Annotated in this window: 25 protein-coding genes; 24 read left to right on the forward strand and 1 reads right to left on the reverse strand. The window is 38.6% G+C overall.

What is annotated here, in order from left to right; translation table 11 throughout:
- Nucleotides 1-93: 93 nt before the first annotated feature.
- From CVS97_RS06480 to CVS97_RS06595, 24 genes are all read left to right on the forward strand, one after another.
- On the forward strand, nt 94-1,626 hold the full coding sequence (locus CVS97_RS06480; RefSeq protein WP_107785507.1) for an ABC transporter substrate-binding protein: 1,533 nt from the start codon (nt 94-96) through the stop codon (nt 1,624-1,626).
- Between the two features lie 12 nt (nt 1,627-1,638).
- Complete coding sequence (locus CVS97_RS06485; RefSeq protein ID WP_107785508.1) at nt 1,639-2,577, forward strand: ABC transporter permease; 939 nt, start codon at nt 1,639-1,641, stop codon at nt 2,575-2,577.
- Nucleotides 2,574-3,374 (forward strand): ABC transporter permease, encoded by an 801-nt coding sequence (locus CVS97_RS06490; RefSeq protein ID WP_107785509.1) that lies wholly within the window; start codon nt 2,574-2,576, stop codon nt 3,372-3,374. Before CVS97_RS06485 ends, CVS97_RS06490 begins: the two co-directional genes overlap by 4 nt.
- Nucleotides 3,371-4,051, forward strand: a complete 681-nt coding sequence (locus CVS97_RS06495; RefSeq protein ID WP_107785510.1) for an ATP-binding cassette domain-containing protein — start codon at nt 3,371-3,373, stop codon at nt 4,049-4,051. Before CVS97_RS06490 ends, CVS97_RS06495 begins: the two co-directional genes overlap by 4 nt.
- On the forward strand, nt 4,048-4,797 hold the full coding sequence (locus CVS97_RS06500) for an ATP-binding cassette domain-containing protein (protein ID WP_107785511.1): 750 nt from the start codon (nt 4,048-4,050) through the stop codon (nt 4,795-4,797). Before CVS97_RS06495 ends, CVS97_RS06500 begins: the two co-directional genes overlap by 4 nt.
- 26 nt (nt 4,798-4,823) lie before the next feature.
- Nucleotides 4,824-5,897, forward strand: a complete 1,074-nt coding sequence (locus CVS97_RS06505; RefSeq protein ID WP_107785512.1) for an epoxyqueuosine reductase QueH — start codon at nt 4,824-4,826, stop codon at nt 5,895-5,897.
- Between the two features lie 150 nt (nt 5,898-6,047).
- Nucleotides 6,048-6,494 (forward strand): 3-hydroxyacyl-ACP dehydratase FabZ, encoded by a 447-nt coding sequence (fabZ, locus tag CVS97_RS06510; RefSeq protein WP_021091063.1) that lies wholly within the window; start codon nt 6,048-6,050, stop codon nt 6,492-6,494.
- Nucleotides 6,495-6,515: 21 nt separating this feature from the next.
- Entirely contained in the window at nt 6,516-7,304 is a 789-nt protein-coding gene (gene lpxA / locus CVS97_RS06515) for an acyl-ACP--UDP-N-acetylglucosamine O-acyltransferase (protein ID WP_107785513.1), read from the forward strand.
- The gene (gene clpX / locus CVS97_RS06520; RefSeq protein WP_021090629.1) at nt 7,304-8,536 is read left to right on the forward strand and encodes an ATP-dependent Clp protease ATP-binding subunit ClpX; all 1,233 of its coding nucleotides are present in this window, start codon (nt 7,304-7,306) and stop codon (nt 8,534-8,536) included. The genes lpxA and clpX overlap by 1 nt, the downstream gene beginning before the upstream one ends.
- Nucleotides 8,537-8,545: 9 nt before the next feature.
- Nucleotides 8,546-9,583: a rod shape-determining protein gene (locus tag CVS97_RS06525; protein WP_021090637.1), complete on the forward strand. Its 1,038-nt coding sequence runs from the start codon at nt 8,546-8,548 to the stop codon at nt 9,581-9,583.
- Nucleotides 9,573-10,328 carry a rod shape-determining protein MreC gene (mreC, locus tag CVS97_RS06530; RefSeq protein WP_087578294.1) on the forward strand — a complete coding sequence of 252 codons (756 nt, stop codon included), beginning with the start codon at nt 9,573-9,575 and terminating at the stop codon, nt 10,326-10,328. The genes CVS97_RS06525 and mreC overlap by 11 nt, the downstream gene beginning before the upstream one ends.
- Nucleotides 10,328-13,588, forward strand: coding sequence for a carbamoyl-phosphate synthase large subunit (gene carB / locus CVS97_RS06535; RefSeq protein WP_107785514.1), 3,261 nt, complete (start codon nt 10,328-10,330; stop codon nt 13,586-13,588). Before mreC ends, carB begins: the two co-directional genes overlap by 1 nt.
- Nucleotides 13,589-13,752: 164 nt before the next feature.
- A complete protein-coding gene (locus CVS97_RS06540; protein WP_107785515.1) occupies nt 13,753-14,193 on the forward strand; it encodes an isoleucyl-tRNA synthetase in 441 nt (146 codons plus the stop codon).
- A 49-nt stretch (nt 14,194-14,242) separates the two neighbouring features.
- Nucleotides 14,243-14,794, forward strand: coding sequence for a DUF507 family protein (locus CVS97_RS06545; protein WP_107785516.1), 552 nt, complete (start codon nt 14,243-14,245; stop codon nt 14,792-14,794).
- Entirely contained in the window at nt 14,794-15,912 is a 1,119-nt protein-coding gene (gene carA, locus CVS97_RS06550; protein WP_107785517.1) for a glutamine-hydrolyzing carbamoyl-phosphate synthase small subunit, read from the forward strand. The genes CVS97_RS06545 and carA overlap by 1 nt, the downstream gene beginning before the upstream one ends.
- Nucleotide 15,913: 1 nt before the next feature.
- Complete coding sequence (locus CVS97_RS06555) at nt 15,914-16,579, forward strand: sulfite exporter TauE/SafE family protein (RefSeq protein WP_234401386.1); 666 nt, start codon at nt 15,914-15,916, stop codon at nt 16,577-16,579.
- An 80-nt stretch (nt 16,580-16,659) separates the two neighbouring features.
- A complete protein-coding gene (locus CVS97_RS06560; protein ID WP_021090989.1) occupies nt 16,660-17,343 on the forward strand; it encodes a response regulator transcription factor in 684 nt (227 codons plus the stop codon).
- 92 nt (nt 17,344-17,435) lie between these two features.
- Complete coding sequence (gene ccoN / locus CVS97_RS06565; RefSeq protein ID WP_107785518.1) at nt 17,436-18,923, forward strand: cytochrome-c oxidase, cbb3-type subunit I; 1,488 nt, start codon at nt 17,436-17,438, stop codon at nt 18,921-18,923.
- Entirely contained in the window at nt 18,923-19,588 is a 666-nt protein-coding gene (ccoO, locus tag CVS97_RS06570) for a cytochrome-c oxidase, cbb3-type subunit II (protein WP_084041629.1), read from the forward strand. Before ccoN ends, ccoO begins: the two co-directional genes overlap by 1 nt.
- A gap of 9 nt (nt 19,589-19,597) precedes the next feature.
- Nucleotides 19,598-19,807: a cytochrome c oxidase, cbb3-type, CcoQ subunit gene (locus CVS97_RS06575; protein ID WP_021090915.1), complete on the forward strand. Its 210-nt coding sequence runs from the start codon at nt 19,598-19,600 to the stop codon at nt 19,805-19,807.
- Complete coding sequence (locus CVS97_RS06580) at nt 19,795-20,658, forward strand: cbb3-type cytochrome c oxidase N-terminal domain-containing protein (RefSeq protein WP_103592810.1); 864 nt, start codon at nt 19,795-19,797, stop codon at nt 20,656-20,658. Before CVS97_RS06575 ends, CVS97_RS06580 begins: the two co-directional genes overlap by 13 nt.
- Nucleotides 20,658-20,870 (forward strand): DUF4006 family protein, encoded by a 213-nt coding sequence (locus tag CVS97_RS06585; RefSeq protein WP_021090794.1) that lies wholly within the window; start codon nt 20,658-20,660, stop codon nt 20,868-20,870. The genes CVS97_RS06580 and CVS97_RS06585 overlap by 1 nt, the downstream gene beginning before the upstream one ends.
- Before the next feature lie 106 nt (nt 20,871-20,976).
- On the forward strand, nt 20,977-21,546 hold the full coding sequence (locus CVS97_RS06590) for a hypothetical protein (RefSeq protein WP_107785519.1): 570 nt from the start codon (nt 20,977-20,979) through the stop codon (nt 21,544-21,546).
- Nucleotides 21,539-22,009, forward strand: a complete 471-nt coding sequence (locus tag CVS97_RS06595) for a FixH family protein (RefSeq protein ID WP_103560498.1) — start codon at nt 21,539-21,541, stop codon at nt 22,007-22,009. The genes CVS97_RS06590 and CVS97_RS06595 overlap by 8 nt, the downstream gene beginning before the upstream one ends.
- A 123-nt stretch (nt 22,010-22,132) precedes the next feature.
- Here CVS97_RS06595 and CVS97_RS06600 read toward each other — a convergent pair whose 3' ends face one another.
- Nucleotides 22,133-22,720 (reverse strand): flavin reductase, encoded by a 588-nt coding sequence (locus tag CVS97_RS06600; RefSeq protein ID WP_107785520.1) that lies wholly within the window; start codon nt 22,718-22,720, stop codon nt 22,133-22,135.
- Nucleotides 22,721-22,756 lie beyond the last annotated feature (36 nt).

Consider the following 22,756-nt stretch of genomic DNA (forward strand, 5'->3'; position numbering starts at 1 on the left):
TTTCTATACATTAAATTTACACTTATCTTAATAACACTTTTATGCATTTCGTATTACTATTCATCAAATATTTTTTAAACAAAGGAGCGAGTGATGAAGAGGCTTTTGGCTTTATTGTTTTTGTTATTTTTTGCCTTTGCTTATGCAAATGAAAATGCCGTTGTAGTCGCTATCGAGGAGCAAACACCTCGTATAAATCCACTTTACGATGAGGATCACGATCCCACGCTTTCACTCGTTTTTTCGGGGCTTACGAGCCACGATGAAAATAGCCACGTCGTGCCTGAGCTTGCAAAGTCTTGGCAAGTAAGCAACGATGAGTTGGAGTATGTTTTTGAGCTAAGAGATGATGCCTTTTGGCATGACGGAGTGAAATTTAGCGCAAAGGACGTTAAATTTACCATTGAAGCGGCTCAAGATAAGAAGCTAAACGCGCCTGCTATCTCAAATTATGAAGTCGTAAAAAGCGTTGAAATTTTAGACGATTACAAAGTAAAGATCACGCTTAATGAGCCTTTTCCGCCGTTTCTTGACGCGCTTAGCTTTGGCGTTTTGCCTGAGCACATTTTAAAGGGCAAAGATATCGCAACTGATAAATTTAATGAAGCTCCCATCGGCACTGGCGCATACAAGCTTATAAAATGGAAAAAAGATGAGAGCTTGGAATTCGCGGCAAATGAGAAATTTTACAAGGGTGAGCCAAAGATAAAAAGGGTATTTTTTAAAATTGTTGGTGATGAAAATTTAAGGCTCGTTGGGCTTAAAAGTGGTGAGATCGATGTCGCGCTCATCTCTCCAACTGGTGTAAATTTCATAAAAGATGATAAAAAATTAAGCTTGCTTAAGTTTAAAAGCGCGGATTATAGAGCTTTGATGTTTAACTTTAATGATCCTCTTTTTCAAGATAAAAATGTAAGAATCGCCCTAAACTACGCGGTAAATAAAGATGAGATAGTTAAAAATTTATTTCACGGATATGCAAGCGTAGCGAACAATCCGATAGAAAAAAGCTTTGCAAATGATGGTGAGTTTAAATTTAACTACGATCCGCAAAAGGCTAGGGAGCTACTTGAAAAGAGTGGCTTTAAGAAAAACAAGGCTGGATTTTTTGAGAAGGACGGCAAAGAGCTTGGCTTTGACATCTACGCCTTTAATAACGACATCTTAAGGGTCAATCTAGCTAAAATTTTAAGCAGCGAGTTTGAGGAATTTGGCGTAAGAGCCAAAGCCTACGCAAAGCCAAGAACAGCCTTTAGTATAAGCGAGGTTGATAGCTTTATCATCGGCTGGGGAAGTCCGTTTGATCCAGATTTTCACACGTATAGAATTTTTGGTGGATTTGCTGATGTGAGTGTGAATGAAAATGGCTGGAATTTTAACCACTACAAGGACGCAAACGTCGATCTTGCCCTAAAAAACGCAAGATATACAAAGGACGTAGAGCTTAGAAAAAAATACTACAAAGAATTTCTAAAAGCACTTTTTGAAAATCCACCTTATATTTTCATAGCCTATCTTGACTATCCGCTCGTCTTTAACAACAAAATTTCAGGCATAAAGACGCAAATTTTAGGCCACCATGGAGCTGGATTTTTATGGAACATAAGAGAGTGGCAAGTAAAATAGTGGATAAAAACTTTGTTTAGAGCCATTTTAAAAACAGCGATCTCAAGCCTTGGGTTGCTGTTTTTCATCTCATTTTTTCTATTTTTGCTCATATACTTTTTGCCAGGCAATGTCACTGACGCGATGTTTTCGAGGAGTGAGGCGGTAAATTTAGCCATAAAAGAGCAAATTTTAGAAAATTTGGGGCTAAAAGATGGCTTTTTTGTGCAGTATTTTAGATGGCTGGCTCACTTTGTGACGGGGGATTTTGGCACTAGCTTTGTAAGCGGGGCAAGTGTGTCGCTGCTCATTAAAGAGCGGCTTTTAAACTCACTCATTTTATTTTTTGCTTCGTTTTTTTTGATAGTTTTTTTATCATTTTTCTTGGGGCTTTTAAGCGCCATTTATAAGAATAAATTTGCCGACATCTTTATAAATTTTAGCTCGTTTTTGCTAGCTTCACTACCGCATTTTTACGTAGCGCTTGTGCTAATAGCGATCTTTAGCGTCTATCTAAATTTGCTACCAAGCTCTGGCGCAAACGAGCTAGGATATAGCGGGGTGGGAGCTAAATTTATCATCTTGCCAACGCTTGCTATTATCTTGCCACACCTTGGTGCAAACGTGAAATTTGTGCGTGACAGGCTAAATCAAAGCCTAAACGCTGACTTTATCCAGACGGCTCACGCTAGAGGCTTGGGGTGGGGCAAAATTTATCTCTTTGCCATAAAGCACGCAAGCACCGACATAGTCTATTATTTCGCAACCCTTGTGGCTGGCGTTTTTGCTGGCTCATACGTGATTGAGAGCATTTTTTCATTTCCGGGCATAGGCAAGCTTAGCCTTGATGCAGTCATCGCCAAAGACTATCCAGTCGCACTTGCGACCATTTCGCTAACGGCTGTTTTTGTCGTTTTTGCAAATTTACTAGCAAAAATTTTCGCTATCTTGGCAGATAAGAGAAATTTATGAGAAAAGTCATATTTTTCCTAGCCTGTTTTGTCTTTTTGTCACTTGTCATATTTGCCTTTGTGACGCCGTTTTTTTCTAAATTTGAGCCAAATTTCACTAACTTTATGGCGGTAAATTTAGCCCCAAGTAGCGAGCACATCTTTGGCACTGACATCCTAGGCAGGGACAATCTCATAAGAGTTGCCTGCGCGCTTAAAAACTCGCTTCTTGTCTTGCTTTTAGCTGGCTTTTTAACGACGCTTTTTTCACTCATCTACGCATATTTTGGCACGAGTAAGAGCAGAGCTTGCGAGAGCCTTTTTGATAAGGGGCTTGATGCCTTCTTAAGCATACCAAACATCGTTTTTATCATGCTTTTTAGCTCATTTAGTAGTGGAGATCTACTTATCACCTCTTTTATCATCGCCATTTGCTCGTTTATGCAGGGCGCAAAAGTTTTTATGCAAAATTTTAGACTTAATAAAAAGTGCGACTACGCCGAGCAGGCCGTGATAAATGGGGCTAGTAAATTTAGCCTTATCTGCTTTGAAATTTTGCCAAATTTAAAGCATCTAATAGTTAGTATCTTTGGCATAAACGCGATAAACGCGGTCGTCATGGAGGCTACGCTTGGCTTTTTTGGCGTGGGTAGCGATGCAAATAAAATAAGCCTTGGCATCATGCTAAATGAGAGTAAAGAGGCGCTTTTTCTTGGCTCTTGGTGGATGGTGCTTTTCCCTGGCGTGACGCTATTTTTGCTCATCCTCGCAACCTCGATCATCACGTCAAATTCAAAAAATGGCAATATAAAAATATGATAGATATTAAAAATTTAAACGTTTTTTATAAGGATAAGAAACTTTTGCGTGAGCTTGATTTTGGCATGAGCGAGGGTAAATTTATAGGTATCACGGGTGCAAGCGGCAGTGGCAAATCGCTCTTTGCAAAGAGCTTAATAAGGCTTTTTGATGATGATTTTAGAGTGAGGGCAGATAAATTTAGCATTTATAAAAAAGATATCTTAAAACTTAGCCAAAATGAGCTAAAAGAGCACAGAAGAAAGGTTGCTGCGCTCGTTTTTCAAAACTCCGTTGCTAGCCTTCATCCGCTCTTAAACGTAGGTGATCACTTTAACGCATATCTTGGCGGTGATAATAAAACAAATAAAGAGCTTGCATTTGCTTATTTTAGGGAGTTTGGGCTGGGTAATGCAAATCTCATCTGGCACAAATACTCATACGAGCTAAGTGGCGGCGAGGCGAGCCGCGTACAGATCGCTCTTGCACTTTGCCTGAGGCCAAAAATTTTAGTCTGCGACGAGATAACAAGCGGGCTTGATAGCATTAGCGGTAGCCACGTGGCGGGCATCTTGGAGAGTTTAAAGGGCAAGATGAGCGTCATCTTTATCTCGCACGATGAGGCGCTGACAAGCTATCTTAGTGATGAAATTTGGCAGATGAGAGATGGGCGGCTAAATTTAAAGGAAAATGCGTGAAAATAAGGCTTGAAAACGTCTCAAAAAGTTTAAGTTTTAAGGAGCATTTTAACGCTAGAGCTGAAGTGCTGCACCTTTTAGAGGGGATAAGTTGCGAGCTTGATGATGGCGAAAATTTAGCCATTTTGGGGCAAAGCGGTAGTGGCAAAAGCACGCTTGCAAAGCTCATATCATTTAGTGAGCCAAAAAGTGGGGGCAAAATTTACATAAACGATGAGGAGATCACGGATAAAAATGAGCTCAAAAAAGATATCAGGTATATCTTGCAAAATCAAAAGCAAGCCCTAAATCCAGCGCTAAAAGTAAAAACAGCCATCGCTCACGTGAGATCATACCTTAAGCTTAGCTTTAGCGAAAATGAGCTCAAAGAGCTTCTAGCAAATTTAAATTTAAAAGATGAAATTTTAGATAAATATCCATCTCAGCTAAGTGGCGGTGAGGCTACAAGGGTCGGGATATTGCTGGCACTACTCTCAAAACCAAAAGTCTTAATCTGCGATGAGATAACAAGCGGGCTTGATAATGAAACAAAGCAAAAGATCATAAATTTGCTTTTAAGCTTAGATGAAAAGATCAGCATTATTTTTATCACGCACGATATTTTAAGTGCGATGAAGATAGCGCAAAAGGTGCTAATCATCGAATCCGGCAAGCAAGTGGCTTTTGGTAAATTTGATGATCTTGCAAGCCAAAATGTCCTTAAAAAATACCTCGATGCAGCTAAATTTTATGATGACAAACTTTGATATAATGCAAGCAAAAAAGGTCAAATTTGCTAGTTCATATCTGCTGCTCGGTCGATAGCCACTACTTTTTACAGCGCCTACGAAAAGACTATCCAAATGAACGAATAGTAGGCTATTTTTATGATCCAAACATACATCCATATAGCGAATTTTTACTGCGTTTTGAGGACGTGAAGCGAAGCTGCGAGAAGCTAGGCATCAAGCTTTTATGCGGCGAATACGACTATGAGGCGTGGCTTGGTGGCACAAAGGGGCTTGAAGACGAGCCAGAAAAGGGTAAAAGGTGCGAGTACTGCTTTGATTTTCGTATGAAAGACTCCGCTAAAAAGGCACTTGAGCTAGGACTTGGTAAGATCACGACGACACTTTTGATGAGCCCAAAAAAGGACTTTTCTCAGCTTAAAAAGGCGCTTGATGAGGCAGTGGCTGGCTCAAATTTAGAGGCGGTTGCGGTTGATTATAGAAAAAATGGCGGCACAAGCGAGCAGTTCATCCTAGCTAAAAAAGATAAGCTCTATCACCAAAATTACTGCGGCTGCGTCTTTGCACTAAAAAAACAGCGCGACTCGCAAAATTTGCCCCAAAGTGAGCTAACGAGCGAGCTACACGCAAGGGCGCTTTATGGCAGCATAGAAGCTAGGCTTGAGCTTTATAAAAAGGTGCGCGAGTGCGAGGCGAGAGGTGAGAAATTTCACCTTTTTAGAAGGCGATTTTTAAACTACAGGCTTTTACGCGCTAGTGTGAAATTTCAAAACGCTGTGATACCAAGCTACTTTGTGCTCTACTCTGGCTTTAAAAGAGAAAATTTGAAGCTAAATGTAGAAAATTCCTGCGAAATGGACGATGAGCTAAAAGAGGGCGCGATATTTATGAGCATAGAGCGCTTTAATAAATTTACAAACAGCAAATTTAAAAGCGTTGATGAGCTTTGCAAAAGGCCGCTTGAGCTTGATGATGAGCTAAAATTTCGCCGTGAGATAAGCGGGGAGTTTTCGCAAAATCCTATCATCATCTTAGACGAGGTCAAAAAGGGTAGCTACGAAATTTACGCAAAGGCTGTTTTTTACAACGATAGCGAAGAAATTTTGGTTTTAGACTAAAAGGTAAGTTTATAAAATTTATCTTAAAGCAGTGAATTAAATTTTTGCCACATAAGGCGAAATTTAGAGATTTTTAAAAGAGGCTAATAATTTTTTTCTTAGTATAAATTTGTTACAATCGCCACAAATTTACATTACTAAGGCTAAAACGTGATAGACGTCGTAGAAATTCAAAAAATTCTTCCACATAGATTCCCATTTTTACTTATAGATAGAGTTGTCGAGCTAGAGCCAGCTAAGAATATCGTAGCTTACAAAAATGTAACCATTGGCGAGCCGATATTTCAGGGGCATTTCCCAGGTCACCCGATCTATCCTGGCGTGATGATAATCGAAGGTATGGCGCAAGCTGGCGGTGTGCTAGCGTTTAAGAGCATGAGTGATGAGCATCAAGCTGGTATCGAGAATAAAGTAGTCTATTTTATGAGCATAGACGGAGCAAAATTTCGCCATCCGGTCCGTCCTGGAGATAGACTAGAGTATAGATTAAATGTGCTAAAGCACAAAGGAAATATCTGGGTGCTTGAAGGCAAAGCATACGTAGATGACGCACTTTGCGCTGAGGCTGAACTAAAAGCGATGATAGTCGATAAATAGGCTTTAAGAAAAAGAGAGACAATGAAAAATATCCACCAAACAGCCGTTATAGAAGATGGAGCGATCATTGGAGATGACGCAAATATCGAGGCTTATGCATTTGTAAGTAAAGATGCGGTCCTTGGCAACAACGTCACGATAAAACAAGGCGCAAGGGTGATTGGCAAGACGAGGATCGGCGATAACTCTCGTGTATTTAGCTACGCGATCGTGGGCGATATCCCGCAAGATATCAGCTATAAAGATGAGACTGATACTGGCGTTATTATCGGCGAACACGCAACTATACGTGAGTTTTGCACGATAAACTCAGGCACGCACAAAGGCGATGGCATAACAAGGATCGGTGATAATGCCTTTATCATGGCCTACTCTCACATCGCACATGATTGCATCATTGGTAATAACGTCATTTTGGCAAATAACGCAACACTAGCAGGCCACGTCGAGCTTGGTGATTATGCTGTTGTTGGCGGTCTTACGCCAATTCATCAGTTTGTTAGAGTGGGTGAGAGCTGCATGATCGCAGGGGCTAGTGCGCTAAGCCAAGATGTAGTGCCATTTTGCCTAGCTGAGGGCAACAGAGCCTATATAAGAAGCTTAAATTTAGTTGGCATTAGACGTAGATTTGATAAAGAGCAAGTTGAGGAGCTAGTTCGCGCTTATAAATTTTTGTTTAATCAAGGCATTAACCTAAAAGATCAAGCAAACGAGCTAATCGCAAAAACCAGCGATGAAAATGTTAAAAAAATGTGTAAATTTATATTAGAAACGACAAGAGGAATTCCGCTTGCAAAAGGAAGAGATTAATGGCTAGAAAGTGTAATTTTTGTGGAGAGGCTGAGTCTGCTGAGAGAAGATTACTCGCTGATATCGAAGGAAATGCCTATATATGCGAGTACTGCATAGCAGCCGCATACGATATGATACATGGAGATACTAGCGTAGAAGAGAGTAAAAATGACGAAACGATAGAGTATCAAAAGCTCACACCAAAGGAGCTAAAAGCGGTACTTGATAACTATGTGATCGGTCAAGATAGAGCTAAAAAGGTCTTTAGCGTCGGCGTATATAACCACTATAAGAGAATTTTTAAACAAAGCGACATTAAAGACGATACTGAAATTTCAAAATCAAACATCCTGCTTGTTGGCCCAACTGGAAGCGGAAAGACGTTGATGGCTCAGACTTTGGCAAGATTTCTTGATGTACCTATCGCAATTTGTGATGCCACAAGCCTAACTGAGGCTGGATATGTCGGCGAGGACGTTGAAAATATCCTAACAAGGCTCTTGCAAGCTGCAAATGGTGATGTTAAAAAGGCGGAGCAAGGCATCGTCTTTGTAGATGAGATCGATAAGATCGCTAGAATGAGTGAAAATAGAAGCATCACAAGAGACGTTTCGGGTGAAGGCGTACAGCAAGCATTATTAAAGATCATCGAAGGAAGCGTCGTGAACATCCCACCAAAAGGTGGCAGAAAGCATCCAAACCAAGACTTCATCCAGATAGATACGACAAATATCTTATTCGTTTGTGGCGGTGCATTTGACGGACTTCTTGATATTATAGAGAGAAGGGTTGGTAAAAACGTACTTGGATTTAACCAAGAAAAACGTGGTAAAAATGAAAAAGAAAATTTACTAAGTCTACTTGAGCCAGACGATCTTGTAAGATATGGTCTCATTCCAGAGCTCATTGGTAGACTTCACGTGGTGGCTACTTTGAATGAGATAACAAAAGAAGATATGGTTAAAATTTTAACCGAGCCAAAAAATGCGATATTAAAACAATACCAAAAGCTTTGTGCGATTGATGGCGCTACGCTTAAATTTGATGATGAAGCACTTGAAGAGATAGCAAGTCTGGCCATTGAGCGAAAGACTGGAGCTAGAGGGCTTAGAAGTATAATGGAAGAGCTTATGACAGACATAATGTATGAGCTGCCAGAGTTAAAAGAATATGATATTGTTATCTCAAAAGAGACTGTAAAAGATAAGGCAAAGCCAATTTTAATAAAGCACGATAAGAAAATAGCATAAAGGAAATAGATGTTTTTAGATCAGGTTATAGGTTTTTTCTCAAGTGATATGGGTATAGATCTAGGTACAGCAAATACACTTGTTTTGGTAAAGGATAAAGGCATAATAATAAACGAGCCTTCTGTTGTTGCAGTAAGGCGTGAGAAATATGGCAAACAAAAAATTTTAGCGGTCGGACATGCTGCAAAAGAGATGGTAGGAAAAACTCCAGGCGATATCGAGGCGATAAGGCCGATGAGAGATGGCGTAATTGCGGATTTTGATATGACTGAGCGCATGATACGCTATTTTATAGAAAAGACTCATAAAAGAAAAAGCTTTTTACGCCCAAGGATCATCATCTCAGTTCCTTATGGACTTACTCAGGTCGAAAGAAAAGCTGTTAGAGAAAGTGCTTTAAGTGCTGGAGCAAGAGAGGTATTTTTGATCGAAGAGCCTATGGCAGCAGCGATTGGCGCAAATTTACCAGTTCGTGAGCCACAAGGTAACCTAGTGGTTGATATCGGTGGTGGTACGACTGAGATAGGCGTTGTCTCGCTTGGCGGACTAGTCATCTCAAAATCAATCCGCACAGCTGGCGATAAGATCGATATTAGCATTGTTAATTACATAAAAGAGAAATATAACCTACTAATAGGTGAGCGAACTGGCGAGGAGATAAAGATCGCTGTAGGTTCTGCTGTGCAGCTTGAAAAAGAGCTAAGCGTAGTGGTAAAAGGACGCGACCAAGTAAGTGGTCTTTTAAGTAGAGTCGAGCTAACAAGCGAAGATGTAAGAGAGGCGATGAGAGAACCGCTAAAAGAGATTGCAGATGCGCTTAAAACCGTGCTTGAGATGATGCCGCCTGATCTTGCTGGTGATATCGTGGAGACTGGTATCGTATTAACTGGTGGTGGAGCACTTATTAGAGGACTTGATAAATTTTTATCTGATATCGTTAAACTTCCAGTTTTTGTAGCTGACGAGCCACTCCTTGCGGTTGCTAGAGGAACGGGCAAGGCACTTGAAGAGATTGGGCTTTTACAACAGCTGACAAATGAAGAGTAAGATTGTTCTTTTTGTTTTTATAGCATTGCTTGCTACGGCCTCAGTTTTCAAGGGAGAAATTTTAAGTAATCTTTCTATTGGGTTTAGTAACTATGCTACAAATTCATACGACAATTTTGCTAAAAGCGTGAAAGACTATATAAACGAATATTTTAGGCAGGCTAGCGAGATAGAAAAACTAAGAGCGCAAAATGAAGAGCTAGAGCGCTCAGCCACGCTTCTTTCTACTTTTGCGAACGAGCTAAATCAAATTTTAAAAGATAAAAACTCAACTGCCTATGCCCCAGCTGTAAAGCTAGTAAAAGGGCTTAGCTACGTTCATATCGGGGATTATAATAAAATTTGGATAAGCGAGTTTGAAGGATACAACCCAAATAAAATTTACGGGCTTATCTATCAAGGAAATAGTGCTGGCATCGTCATCGCAAAAGATGGCAAGCCACTAGCTTACTTGCAAAATGACCCAAAAAGTATATTTGCAGTTTATATAGGAAATGACAAAATTCCAGGCGTTGCGCATGGAAATCAAGGCCAAATAATGGTGAAATTTATCCCACAATGGCTCAGCCCAAAAGAGGGCGATGAGGTCTTTACGAGCGGGCTTGACGGGATATTTTTTAGTGGGGTGCCAGTAGGGCGCGTGAGTAAAATTTTAAAAGAGAGCTCCTATCAAAGCGTGATAGTTGAGCCCTATGCGAAGCTAAACATACCAAACTATCTATACGTTGTAACAAAGGAAAAATAATGCCAAAAAGAACAGATATAAATACCATTTTGCTAATCGGCTCAGGCCCTATCGTCATCGGTCAAGCCTGCGAATTTGACTACTCAGGCACGCAAGCAGCCAAGACGCTAAAAGAGCTTGGATACCGCGTAGTGCTTATCAACTCAAACCCAGCCACCATCATGACTGACCCAAATTTTGCCGATGCAACGTATATAGAGCCGATCACAAAAGATAGCATTTTAAAGATCATCGAAAAAGAAAATATTGACGCCATCTTGCCAACGATGGGCGGTCAAGTAGCACTAAATGCTGCTATGGAGGTCTTTGAGAGCGGTCTTTTAAAGGATGTGAAATTTCTTGGTGCAAACCCAGAAGCGATAAAAAAGGGCGAAGATAGACAAATTTTTAAGGCTACCATGCAAAAGATCGGCATGGATCTGCCTGAGAGTAGATATGCTTATAACATGGACGACGCGCTAAATGCGGCAAATGAGATAGGCTTTCCGCTCATCATAAGAGCTAGCTACACGCTTGGTGGCGCAGGAAGCGGCGTGGCTTACAATATGGACGAATTTAAAGAGTTAGCCAACACTGGCCTTGACGCAAGCCCAATACATGAAATTTTGATAGAAGAGAGCCTGCTTGGCTGGAAAGAGTACGAGATGGAGGTCATCAGAGATAGAAATGATAACTGCATCATCGTCTGCTCGATCGAAAATTTTGACCCAATGGGCGTTCACACAGGCGATAGCATCACGGTTGCACCAGCACTCACACTCACAGATAAAGAGTATCAGGCTATGCGTGACGCTAGCTTTGCCATACTTCGTGAGATCGGTGTTGATACTGGTGGTAGTAATGTGCAGTTTGCCATAGATCCAAAAACTGGCCGTATGATCGTTATCGAGATGAACCCACGTGTTAGTCGAAGCTCAGCCCTTGCAAGTAAGGCTACTGGCTATCCTATCGCAAAGGTCGCGACACTGCTTGCAGTTGGTTTTAGTCTAGATGAGATCAAAAACGACATCACAGGCACACCTGCTAGCTTTGAGCCGGTGATTGACTACATAGTGACAAAAATTCCACGTTTTACATTTGAGAAATTCCCAGGATCAAACCCATATCTAGGCACTGCGATGAAGTCAGTTGGCGAGGTTATGGCCATTGGTAGGACATTTAAAGAGAGTATCCAAAAGGCGCTTTGCAGCCTAGAGCGCGACCTTTGCGGATTTAACAGCCTTAGTCTAGAGAAAAATGCCTTGGTTTATGGCATCAGAAATGCAAATGAGAGGAGAATTTTATATCTAGCGCAAGCCTTTAGAGATGGATTTAGCGTGGCTGAGGTGCATGAGTTTAGTAAGATTGATCCTTGGTTTTTAGAGCAAATTTATGAGATAGTTAAATTTGAAGATAAGATCGATATGGATATCTTAAACAACGAGGAGTTGCTGCGAGAGGCTAAAAGCATGGGCTTTTCAGATAAGATGATAGCTGTGCTTATAAATGAAAAAGACGATCTTGAGCTCAGTCAAAATGATATCTATTTTGCTAGGCAAAAGCTTGGTATCGAGCTTGAATACAACGAGGTTGATACTTGCGCGGGCGAATTTAAGGCGCTAACGCCGTATCTTTACTCAACCACAAATATCACCAAATTTCCTAAAAAAGAGCTTGTAAAAGACGCTAAAAAGGTAATGATAATAGGCGGTGGTCCAAACAGGATCGGCCAGGGTATAGAGTTTGACTACTGCTGCGTGCATGCAAGCTACGCTCTAAGAGACCTTGGCATAAAAACGATAATGTACAACTGCAACCCAGAAACCGTCTCAACCGACTACGACACGAGTGATATTTTATATTTTGAGCCGATCGATTTTGAGCACGTGAGATCGGTCATCGAGCGTGAAAAGCCAGACGGCGTGATCGTGCATTTTGGCGGCCAAACTCCGCTTAAATTTGCAAAACGCTTAAGCGTGATCGGTGCAAAGATCATTGGAACAACTGCAAGAGTGATCGATGTGGCCGAGGATAGAAAGAAATTTAGCGAATTTATAAATAAAATAGGCGTCCTTCAACCTAAAAATGACACCGCCACTAGCCTAGAAGAAGCTTTGCAAAAAGCCGCTACTATCGGCTATCCAGTGCTAGTTCGCCCAAGCTATGTCCTAGGTGGTAGGGCGATGAGAAGGGTACACAACGAGAGCGAGCTAAAAGAGTATATGAGTGAAGCGGTAAAGGTTAGTAATCACTCGCCAGTACTACTTGATAAATTTTTACAAGATGCAAAAGAGCTTGACGTAGATGCTATATGTGACGGCAAAGAGGTCTATATCGGCGCTATAATGGAGCATATCGAAGAGGCTGGAATTCACTCTGGCGACTCGGCTTGCATATTGCCACCGATGAGTTTAAGTGATGAAATGATAAAAAAAGTGGAGAAGCAAACCAGAGATATCGCGCTAAATTTAGGCGTTGTCGGCCTTATGAATATCCAGTTTGCTATCTATGAAAACGAGCTTTATATGATCGAGGTAAATCCTCGTGCGAGTAGGACTGTGCCGTTTGTGAGCAAGGCTACTGGCGTGCCTATGGCAAAGGTAGCGACAAGAGTCATGTGGCAGGGAAATTTACGTGAGGCGCTTAAATTTTATGATGATTACAAAGTTGTTTATGAGGACGGCGACATCTTAAAACCTCGCGTTAGCTCGCATATTTGCGTAAAAGAGTGCGTATTGCCGTTTAACAAGCTAAGCGGCGCCGATCTCATCCTTGGCCCTGAGATGAAGAGTACGGGTGAAGTAATGGGCATAAGTCACGATTTTGCAAGCTCATTTGCAAAGAGTCAGATCGCTGCGAGCAATACTTTGCCAAGCAAGGGTAGGGTCTTTTTAACGCTAGCTGACGCTGATAAATCTTACGCACCTGATCTTGCGAGAGAGCTAATAGCGCTTGGCTTTAGCATCATCGCAACTGGCGGTACACATAAAATTTTAAGCGAGGCTGGTGTGGAGGCCGAGTTTGTCTATAAGATAAGCGAGGGCAGACCAAACGTCGAAGATAGGCTCAAAAACGGCGATATCGCACTTGTTATTAACACAAGCGATACAAAATCAAGCGTGGATGATGGTAAAAAGATCCGTCAAAATGTGCTTAGATTTAAAATTCCTTACTTTACAACGATCCGCGCAGCACTTGCAGCCGCTAAGTCGCTAAGCTCGGTACAAACTGGCAAAGCACTTGAAGTAAAAAGCTTGCAAGAGTATTTATCTAAAAAATAATAAATTTAAGGCAGTTTAGCTTATAGCTAAACTGTTTTTTGAAGTGTTGCTAGAAGCAGTAGATGTCTATGTATGGCATTTTGCCTTGAATTTTAGTCTAGCTTTCATCAATCTAGTAATATTAAAGCTTATGTTTAATATAATCTCACTCAAAAGGAGAGATTATGAAAATTTTAAATGTTTTTTTTACGGGTATTATATTTGTCCTTGCTCCTATTTTTACGCTATTTGTTGGAATTTACAACAACTACTTTTCTTACTATGGCATAAGCGAGTATTTTAATGTTATTTTTGTTGATAACGTGCCTTTCTTATGGCTTTTACCTGTATTTTTTATATTTGGATATTGCTTTTTTTACGCGCCTTTTAGAAAAATTTTTAGAGCTTTTTATTTAGTTTTGCTGATAGTTTGTGCTTTTAGTTGGTATCCTGACTTTGGACGCACTTTAGGAGAGAATTATTTTATGAGTAAATCGCTATCTTTAGATATCTCATCAAATTTAGAAAATGAGCAAAAGACTGATGGAAAGATACTTTATGATGGACGAAGAGAAATTTATTTTTTAAGAAGCGATAATAATAAAGTCGTTAAAATTTCAAAGTAAAGTTTTACCTTTATTTAGTTAAAATGGCATAAAAATTTAAAGGTTTAAAATGCGTTTAAAACTCCCACACGTTCCGTATATTTCACATAAAATAGCAATAGATCTTCTAAATTGTGGTTTCGTAAGATTAAATAAAGGCATTGAGCCAATCGTATCAAAAACAAGCGAAATTTTAACAGTCGATATTCAAAAAGAAAGAGCTTTAGATGAGCGAGTAAATGAGCTTTTGGAGAAAAATGAAGACGAGATGCAAACTATGCAAATTGACCGCAAAAATATGTTTTGGCTCGTTAAAAAGAAGCTCGCAGGTGAATTTGATGTAATCTTAACCCACGAAGATAGATTTAGCAATATCGCTCACAAAGTGCTTGAAACTATTTGGAAGAGCGGTCTTGTTGATTATAATGTATCTGAAAATCGCGTAAAAAATGTGATTTATAACTCAATAGACGAGTACTTAAAAAACTATGAGAAGATAGAAGATGATGTCTATGAAATGATACAAAATTATAAACATAAGCTAATCCCAGGAACTGATGAATATGATCTTGTCTTTGAGCGTTTATATCAAGATGAGCTTAAAAAAAGAGGCATGCTTTAATGAAAGCTTACATTTATATTGAAAATGGTGTTTTTTTAGAAGCAAAAGCTTTTGGTGCTCACGGCGAGTGTGCAGGTGAGCTCGTTTTTAATACCTCGATGACTGGCTACGAAGAGATCATGAGCGATCCAAGCTATGCTGGTCAGTTTATCGTCTTTACTATGCCAGAAATAGGCATAGTTGGTATAAATGAAGACGATATGGAGAGTCTTAGAATTCATGCAAGTGGCGTTATAATGAGAAGCTACAATGAAATTCCATCAAACTACCGCTCGCAAAAATCTTTGGGAAAATTTTTCGAAGAGCAAGGTAAATTTGGCGTTTATGACGTTGATACTAGATTCCTCACAAAGATGCTACGCGATGAAGGTGCCTTGATGGCTTATATCTCAACGCAGATAAGTGATAAAGATGAGCTAAAACGTAGGCTTGAAAGTAGCGGACGCATCGAAAATATAAACTACGTAAAAACAGTTAGTGCGATGGATGAATATGAGCACAAAAAAGGTGCTTGGGATAGAAATTTAAAGTCATATAAGCCGCTAAAAAGTATTGGTAAAAAGATAGCTGTTTTTGACTTTGGTGTAAAGAGAAATATCTTAAACGAGCTATGTGAAACTGGTCTTGAAGTCATTGTCGTGCCACACGACACTAAGGCTGAAATTTTGATAGAAAAATTTAAAAATGGCGAGATAAATGGGGTATTCTTATCAAATGGTCCTGGTGAGCCAAAAAATTTAAAGGCCGAAATAGGCGAGATCAAAAAGATGATTGAAGCTAGGATACCGATATTTGGCATTTGCCTTGGACATCAGTTACTCTCAAACGCCTTTGGGTACGAGACATATAAGCTTAAATTTGGTCAGCACGGAGCAAATCACCCAGTACTAAATTTAGAAACTAAAGCGATCGAGATAACAACACAAAATCACAACTACAACGTACCTGAGAGTATCGCAGAAGTAGCTGTTGTGACTCATAGAAATTTATTTGACAACACGATCGAGGGCGTGAGATACAAAGACTATTCAATCTTTTCAGTTCAGCACCACCCAGAAGCAAGTGGTGGTCCAAGCGAGAGTAAATATATATTTAAGCAGTTTTTAGAAATTTTATAAGATGCAAAATATAAACCTTTACATGATTATCTCAGTTGCATTTTTAAGTAGCTTTAGTCATTGTGTAGGTATGTGCAGCGGATTTTTGAGCTTACAGACTCTATTTTTTAAAGGCAAAAGCAAGAGAGAAATTCTAATGCTAAGTACGCTTTATAGTCTAGCTAGAATTTTTGCTTATGTAGTTTTAGGAGCTTTGTTTGGCACCTTTGGAGCTGTTATTAGCTTTAGCATGCAAGCAAGAGGTCTTATATTTTTTATAGTTGGCTTAGTGATCACGTTTATCGGCATTGCCTTGCTTCTTAGGGGCGAGCTTTTAAAATTTGTAGAGAATCAAAAGGCACTTAATTTTGTAGTAAGACTTGCAAAAACAAGGATTCAAAAGAAAAATTTAACAAATTTTTTATTACTTGGTTTTTTAAATGGCTTTTTGCCTTGTGGTGTGGTTTATTATTTTTTGGCACTTGGGATTTTAAGTGCAAATTTTATTGATTCGGCTTTTATAATGCTTGTATTTGGTCTTTGTACATTGCCAGCTATGCTTTTGGCTAGCTTTGTATTTGGAATTTTAAATGAAAAATTTAAAGACATAATGTTTAAGATTTCGGCTAGCATAATGATAATAAATGGAATTTATCTATCATTTTTAGGGTATAGAGCAAATGCCTAAGATGGTAAAGCGAGAGAAATAATTGTTAATTGCATCAAAATTTATGATGTTTGATAAATATAACCAAAAAGGAAGAATAAATGAGCAAGATTCTTAATAATCTAACCGTTCTTATCGTTGAAAATGAGGGAGATGGTAAAAAAATAGTACAAGAAGTTATGCGAGATAAATTCGAAAAAGTTATCACTGCTCAAAATGGCGATGAAGGACTTAAGAAATTTAAAAAATATAATCCAAATATGGTTATAACAGACGTTTTTATGCCTATAATGAATGGCCTTGATATGGCTAAAAGCATTAAAGAAATTTCAAAAGATACACCTATTATAGTTTTTAGTACAAATAGTGAAAAAGAAACACTTCTAAAAGCGATAGATGTTGGTATTGATAAATACGTTTTAAAGCCGATTGATCTTGATGATTTTTTGGTTACGTTAGAAAATGTCGCTAAAAATAAGATAGAAACAGCAAATATTATTCAGGTTACAAATGGATATAGTTTTAATAAAATAAAACGTGTGCTTATCAGAGATGGTGTTGAAATTTCTCTTACAAAAAAAGAACTTGCATTTATATCTTTACTCATAAAAAGACTTGGTACGCTTGTGCTTCACGATGAAATAAAAAATGTTGTTTGGGTTGGCGAGAGTGTGACAGAGGCTGCTATTAGGACCTTTGTTAAACGTGTCAGGGATAAAGTCGGTAGTAATTTTATAAAAAATGTTCCTGGACTTGGTTACAAAATAGATAGAAGACTCTCCTAGTAAAAGATAATTTATATTAATTAAGTCTTTTTATAGTTTTTCTACTCTAAAATAACCGAAAATTAATATAAATTTAACTAGGAGGAAAATTTATGCGACCATCCCAGTTGCTACATTATGATTATAGTGTGGCAAAACTCTTTATGTTCTCCACGATATTTTTTGGTATTGTTGGCATGGCTATTGGTGTTTTGGTGGCTTTTCAGCTTGCCTGTCCTGATCTAAACTATATAGCTGGTGAGTATTCGGCATTTGGTAGATTGCGTCCTCTTCATACTAACGGTATCATTTTTGGTTTTATGCTCTCTGGTATATTTGCCACTTGGTATTACATTGGACAGCGTGTTCTAAAAGTATCAATGAGCGAATCTCCGTTTTTGATGTTCATTGGTAAGCTTCATTTTTGGCTTTATATACTTGTTATGATTCTAGCTGTTGTGACGCTTTTTATGGGCGAGAGTACATCTAAGGAGTATGCCGAGCTTGAGTGGCCACTAGATATTGCAGTAGTAGTAGTCTGGGTGCTTTGGGGTGTAAGTATATTTGGACTTATTGGTATACGCCGCGAGAAAACACTTTATATCTCGGTTTGGTATTACATTGCTACATTTCTTGGCGTTGCTATGCTTTATCTATTTAATAACATGGAAATTCCAACAAGACTAGTTAGTGGATATGGCTCATGGCTACACTCAGTTTCGATGTATGCTGGCTCAAACGATGCTTTGGTTCAGTGGTGGTATGGTCATAACGCAGTTGCATTTGTATTTACAGTAGCGATCATCGCCCAAATTTATTATTTCTTGCCAAAAGAGAGTGGACAGCCAATATTTTCTTATAAGCTTTCGTTATTTTCATTCTGGGGCCTTATGTTTATTTATCTTTGGGCTGGCGGTCACCACCTAATATATACTGCTGTGCCTGATTGGATGCAGACTATGGGTTCGGTTTTTTCTATTGTTTTGATTTTGCCTTCTTGGGGTTCAGCTATTAATATGCTTCTTACAATGAAAGGCGAATGGATGCAACTTCGCGAGAGCCCGCTTATTAAATTTATGATTCTAGCTTCAACTTTTTATATGTTTTCAACTCTTGAAGGTCCTATCCTAGCTATCAAATCTGTAAATGCACTAGCTCACTATACTGACTGGGTGCCAGGGCACGTACATGATGGTGCACTTGGCTGGGTTGGTTTTATGACTATGGCAGCACTTTATCACATGACGCCACGTGTCTTTAAGCGCGAAATTTATTCAAAATCCTTAATGGAAGCTCAATTTTGGATACAAACAACAGGTATCGTTTTATACTTTGCTTCGATGTGGATTGCTGGTATTACGCAAGGTATGATGTGGAGAGCGACTGATAGCTATGGAAATTTACTCTACTCATTTATTGATACTGTTGTAGTGCTTATACCTTATTATTACATTAGAGCTATTGGTGGACTTTTGTATTTGATTGGCTTTTTGATGTTTGCTTATAATATCTACAAATCAACTTCTGCTAAAGCTATTTTGGCAGAGCCAAAAAGTGCAACGCCTATGGGCGGTGCTAAAGCCAATGCGGAGGTGATGTGATGTTTGCTTGGTTAGAAAAAAATCCATTCTTTTTTGCAGTTTGCGTCTTTATCGTCATAGCCTATGCTGGTGTGGTAGAAATTTTACCTGACTTTGCAAATAGAGCTAGACCACTTGAGGGTACAAAGCCTTATACAGTTTTAGAGCTTGCTGGAAAAAATATATATATACAAAATGGTTGCAACACTTGCCACTCACAGATGATACGTCCGTTTAAAGCAGAGACTGATAGATACGGTATGTACTCACTAAGCGGCGAATTTGCTTATGATCGTCCTCATCTTTGGGGTTCAAAAAGAACGGGTCCAGATCTTATGCGTGTGGGTAATTATAGAACGACAGATTGGCATGAAAATCATATGTTAAACCCAGCCTCTGTTGTGCCAGGCTCGATCATGCCGGCATATCCATTTTTATTTAAGAAAAATGCTGATATAGAGACTGCTTACGCTGAAGCACTAACTGTTAAAAAGGTCTTTAACACGCCTTATGATGAGAAAGATATGCCAGCTCTTGGCACTTTTGAGCAAGCAAATGCTAACGTGAAAGAGCAGGCTGCAAGTATCGTTGAAAGTATGAAAGATGAGCAAGTAAAAAGTGCTTTTGCAAAAGGTGAAATTCGCCAGATCGTGGCACTTATCGCCTATCTAAATAGCCTAAAATAGGAGTTAGTAATGGATATTAGAGAACTTCAAGCTTATGGCTATTTTATTTTGACAGCATTCTTAGCTATCACTTTGTACGCTTATTTTTTTCATCTTTACAAAAGCGAAAAGCAAGGTAGAAGAAATTATGAGAAGTATTCAAGATTAGCCCTAGATGATGAGATCGGAAGTAAAATTTTAGAGCAAAAGGCTACAAAGGAGAGCGTATGCAATGGCTAAATTTAGAAGATAATATAAATTTACTTGCGTTAATAGGTGCCATCTTAATTATCGTACTAACTGTCGTTGTAGCTGGCAAGTATGTTGGTCAAATGAAAGTTAAAAAAGATGAAAGCGTAGAGCTTAGCGAGCACAACTGGGATGGGATAGGCGAATATAAAAACCCAGTTCCATTTGGTTGGGCAGTAGTTTTTTTACTAACGCTTGTTTGGGCAATCTGGTATTATTTACTTGGTTATCCACTAAATTCTTACTCACAAATCGGTGAATATAATAAAGAGGTAAAAGAGGCAAACGCTAAATTTGAAAAAGAGTATGCAAACCCAAGCAAAGAAACGCTTCATGCTATGGGAGAGAGCGTATTTTTAGTGCAATGCTCAGCATGTCATGGCATCACAGGCGATGGCATTGGTGGCAAAGCTGCAAATTTACAAATTTGGGGTAGCGAACAAGGAATAATTGATACGATACTAAATGGCTCAAAAGGGCTTGATTATCCTATGGGCGAGATGCCAGCAGGGCTAGCTGATGCTGATGGAGCAAAGGCTATTGCAGCTTATGTTGCAAAAGAGATAAGTGCTATAAAAAGTACAAAAAATGAAAATTTAGTAGCTATGGGAAAAGAGCTTTACGCAGCTTGTGCAGCTTGTCACGGAGATGATGGCAAAGGCATGGATGGTATGTCGGCTGATCTTAGTAAATATGGTTCAAGTGAGTTCATAGTGGATGTACTAAATCGTGGTAAAAACGGCAACATCGGTGTTATGCCTAAATTTAATGATGGCAGATTAAACGAGATACAACAAAAAGCAGTTGGCGAATATGTCATATCGCTATCAAAGGGCGAATAATGGAAAATAAAAATAGAAACATCTTTGCTTTAAATGGCATTAGCGGTTATTTGGTGGCGGTTTTGCTTTTGCTATCTATCCTTGGCGTACTTACTTATATTGGTATTGGCTTGCAAAAAGATGTAGCAACCAAGCCTTACTCATTAAAAGATGCAAGTAGCATTGAGATGAAGAGCGTTGATAACGCTAAACACGTCATTATAAAGGAGTAGTGATGCTAGGCATAATAGAAAAAGCCATAATCTTGCTGATAGTTGTTGCAGGAGCTATTTGTGCGTGGTCAGTGCTTACATCAAACCACCTTTTTGTAGGCTAGGTGTGAGAAAATTTATACTCATTTTTATATTTTTGCTCTCGCAAAGTTTGGCTTTGGGAGCAAATTTTGTGATAAATAATGATGAAATTTTAAGCCAAAAAGTAAGCGTAAAGCTAAATGAGATCGGCAGTGAGCTTTACGCAAAAAGCGGTATAAATTTAGTAGTTGGCGTATATAAAGATGGTGAGCTAGAAGCTCTTTTTAAAGAGCAAAACCTTAGCTCACCTTATGCTTTTTTACTGCTTATAAAGGATAAAAAGAAAGTAGAAATTTTTGCCGATGCTAATACCTCAAAACTTTTTAATAAAGAACAAATTTTAAGTGTAAATCCAGAGTCAGGAACGATAATTCCTATTTTGGTTTCTAAAAATGGCAAAGATGTCTATAACGCTGCTATATTAAATGGCTACGCTGATATTGCCGAGCAAATCGCATCTAGCTTAAATTTACAGCTTGAAAGTAGTGTTGGAAATTCAAACAAAACTACGTTAAATTTTTTAAGATTTTTCATCTATGGTTTGGTTGCATTTTTTATAATTGTTATCTTTTATAAAAAGGTAAAAAATGGATAAAAAAACCTTTTGGCCTTATGCTATCGTACTTAGCTTCATTGCTATCATTATCGCTTGCGCAGTAACGATCATCATAGCGCTAAAACATCCAGTCGAAATGGATAGCTCTTATATGCAAAGCTACCAAAATGTCGATGAAAACATAACCTTTATCAAAGAGAGTGAAAAACGCTTTGATGAGAAATTTGATCTAAAATTTGAGCCAAATTTTAATGCTCTAAATGCTAAGTTTAAATTTCATCTAACTCCAAAAAAAGGAGAAATTTCAGCTTTAAAATATGAAATTTTACTCACTCGCCCACAGACAAATAAAGAAAATAAAATTTTAAGAGCTTCATGGCAAGAAAATGATCTAGTAAGCGAAGAAACAAGTCTACAAGAAGGCAGGTGGCAGCTACTTTTAAGGCTAAGTGACACTAATGATACAAGGTATTATAAATTTGACCTTAATGTCACAAAATGATCTTAAAATTGCAGCTTTGGTATCTAAGAAAGATCTCAAAGCCAGATTTAAATTTTAACAAACTAATCTTTTTGGCTAAATCTAAAACCAAGTTGCTAAGTTTTTATCAAATAAAACTATAAATCAAATCTCTTTAAATCCAAAATTTAATCCCAAACGCTCGCAAGTGCCGACATATTCTTTAAATTTATAGATTAATGGATGCCATTTTTGCGTATCTATCTTTTTATCTTTTAGTAAATTTTCATCTACAAAAATGCCTGTAATTTTGCAAGTAACTATGCTAAACCACTCTTTTAACTCTATATTTTCTACAACCGTTTCTATCTGTACCTTGCACTCTTTTATTCTGACGGTTTTTGCATTTATACCAGGCTCTTTGCTGAGATTTGCTGCCTTAAATTTGTCGTGCTCGTAGGTGTAGCCAAGATTCTTTTTTTCTTCTGGTACTTCACTATCACCAGTTAGTTTTTCCATTTTTTGCACAGCTTCTAGCAGACTCTCATCACATAAATTTAGCGTGATATCTGAACCATTTTTGATATTTTTAAAGCCTTGATTTTCAATGCCTATGCCAAGCACCACTGTATTTCCTAACGTCCAAGAGGATGAAAGCACCGTGATATCATCGTTTGCATTTTTATCTTTTGTGGTGGCTAGCAAAACCGGAAAGCCATAGTAAAAACCTTGTCTGTTTAACTCTTTATGCATTTTCGCTCCTTTTTTGTGATTGTAGCTTTTGGCTCT

The sequence above is a fragment of the Campylobacter concisus genome, assembly GCF_003049735.1.
Taxonomy (GTDB): domain Bacteria; phylum Campylobacterota; class Campylobacteria; order Campylobacterales; family Campylobacteraceae; genus Campylobacter_A; species Campylobacter_A concisus_AN.

Bases quoted from the DNA above. Each gene is read 5' to 3' on its own strand.
- clpX (WP_021090629.1), top strand. From the start codon at position 7,304: ATGGCTAGAAAGTGTAATTTTTGTGGAGAGGCTGAGTCTGCTGAGAGA.
- ccoO (WP_084041629.1), top strand. From the start codon at position 18,923: ATGTTTGCTTGGTTAGAAAAAAATCCATTCTTTTTTGCAGTTTGCGTC.
- carA (WP_107785517.1), top strand. From the start codon at position 14,794: ATGAAAGCTTACATTTATATTGAAAATGGTGTTTTTTTAGAAGCAAAA.
- CVS97_RS06540 (WP_107785515.1), top strand. From the start codon at position 13,753: ATGAAAATTTTAAATGTTTTTTTTACGGGTATTATATTTGTCCTTGCT.
- CVS97_RS06495 (WP_107785510.1), top strand. From the start codon at position 3,371: ATGATAGATATTAAAAATTTAAACGTTTTTTATAAGGATAAGAAACTT.
- CVS97_RS06545 (WP_107785516.1), top strand. From the start codon at position 14,243: ATGCGTTTAAAACTCCCACACGTTCCGTATATTTCACATAAAATAGCA.
- CVS97_RS06555 (WP_234401386.1), top strand. From the start codon at position 15,914: ATGCAAAATATAAACCTTTACATGATTATCTCAGTTGCATTTTTAAGT.
- CVS97_RS06595 (WP_103560498.1), top strand. From the start codon at position 21,539: ATGGATAAAAAAACCTTTTGGCCTTATGCTATCGTACTTAGCTTCATT.
- lpxA (WP_107785513.1), top strand. From the start codon at position 6,516: ATGAAAAATATCCACCAAACAGCCGTTATAGAAGATGGAGCGATCATT.
- CVS97_RS06600 (WP_107785520.1), bottom strand. From the start codon at position 22,720: ATGCATAAAGAGTTAAACAGACAAGGTTTTTACTATGGCTTTCCGGTT.
- CVS97_RS06560 (WP_021090989.1), top strand. From the start codon at position 16,660: ATGAGCAAGATTCTTAATAATCTAACCGTTCTTATCGTTGAAAATGAG.
- CVS97_RS06585 (WP_021090794.1), top strand. From the start codon at position 20,658: ATGGAAAATAAAAATAGAAACATCTTTGCTTTAAATGGCATTAGCGGT.
- mreC (WP_087578294.1), top strand. From the start codon at position 9,573: ATGAAGAGTAAGATTGTTCTTTTTGTTTTTATAGCATTGCTTGCTACG.
- CVS97_RS06580 (WP_103592810.1), top strand. From the start codon at position 19,795: ATGCAATGGCTAAATTTAGAAGATAATATAAATTTACTTGCGTTAATA.
- CVS97_RS06480 (WP_107785507.1), top strand. From the start codon at position 94: ATGAAGAGGCTTTTGGCTTTATTGTTTTTGTTATTTTTTGCCTTTGCT.
- ccoN (WP_107785518.1), top strand. From the start codon at position 17,436: ATGCGACCATCCCAGTTGCTACATTATGATTATAGTGTGGCAAAACTC.
- CVS97_RS06525 (WP_021090637.1), top strand. From the start codon at position 8,546: ATGTTTTTAGATCAGGTTATAGGTTTTTTCTCAAGTGATATGGGTATA.
- CVS97_RS06490 (WP_107785509.1), top strand. From the start codon at position 2,574: ATGAGAAAAGTCATATTTTTCCTAGCCTGTTTTGTCTTTTTGTCACTT.
- carB (WP_107785514.1), top strand. From the start codon at position 10,328: ATGCCAAAAAGAACAGATATAAATACCATTTTGCTAATCGGCTCAGGC.
- CVS97_RS06575 (WP_021090915.1), top strand. From the start codon at position 19,598: ATGGATATTAGAGAACTTCAAGCTTATGGCTATTTTATTTTGACAGCA.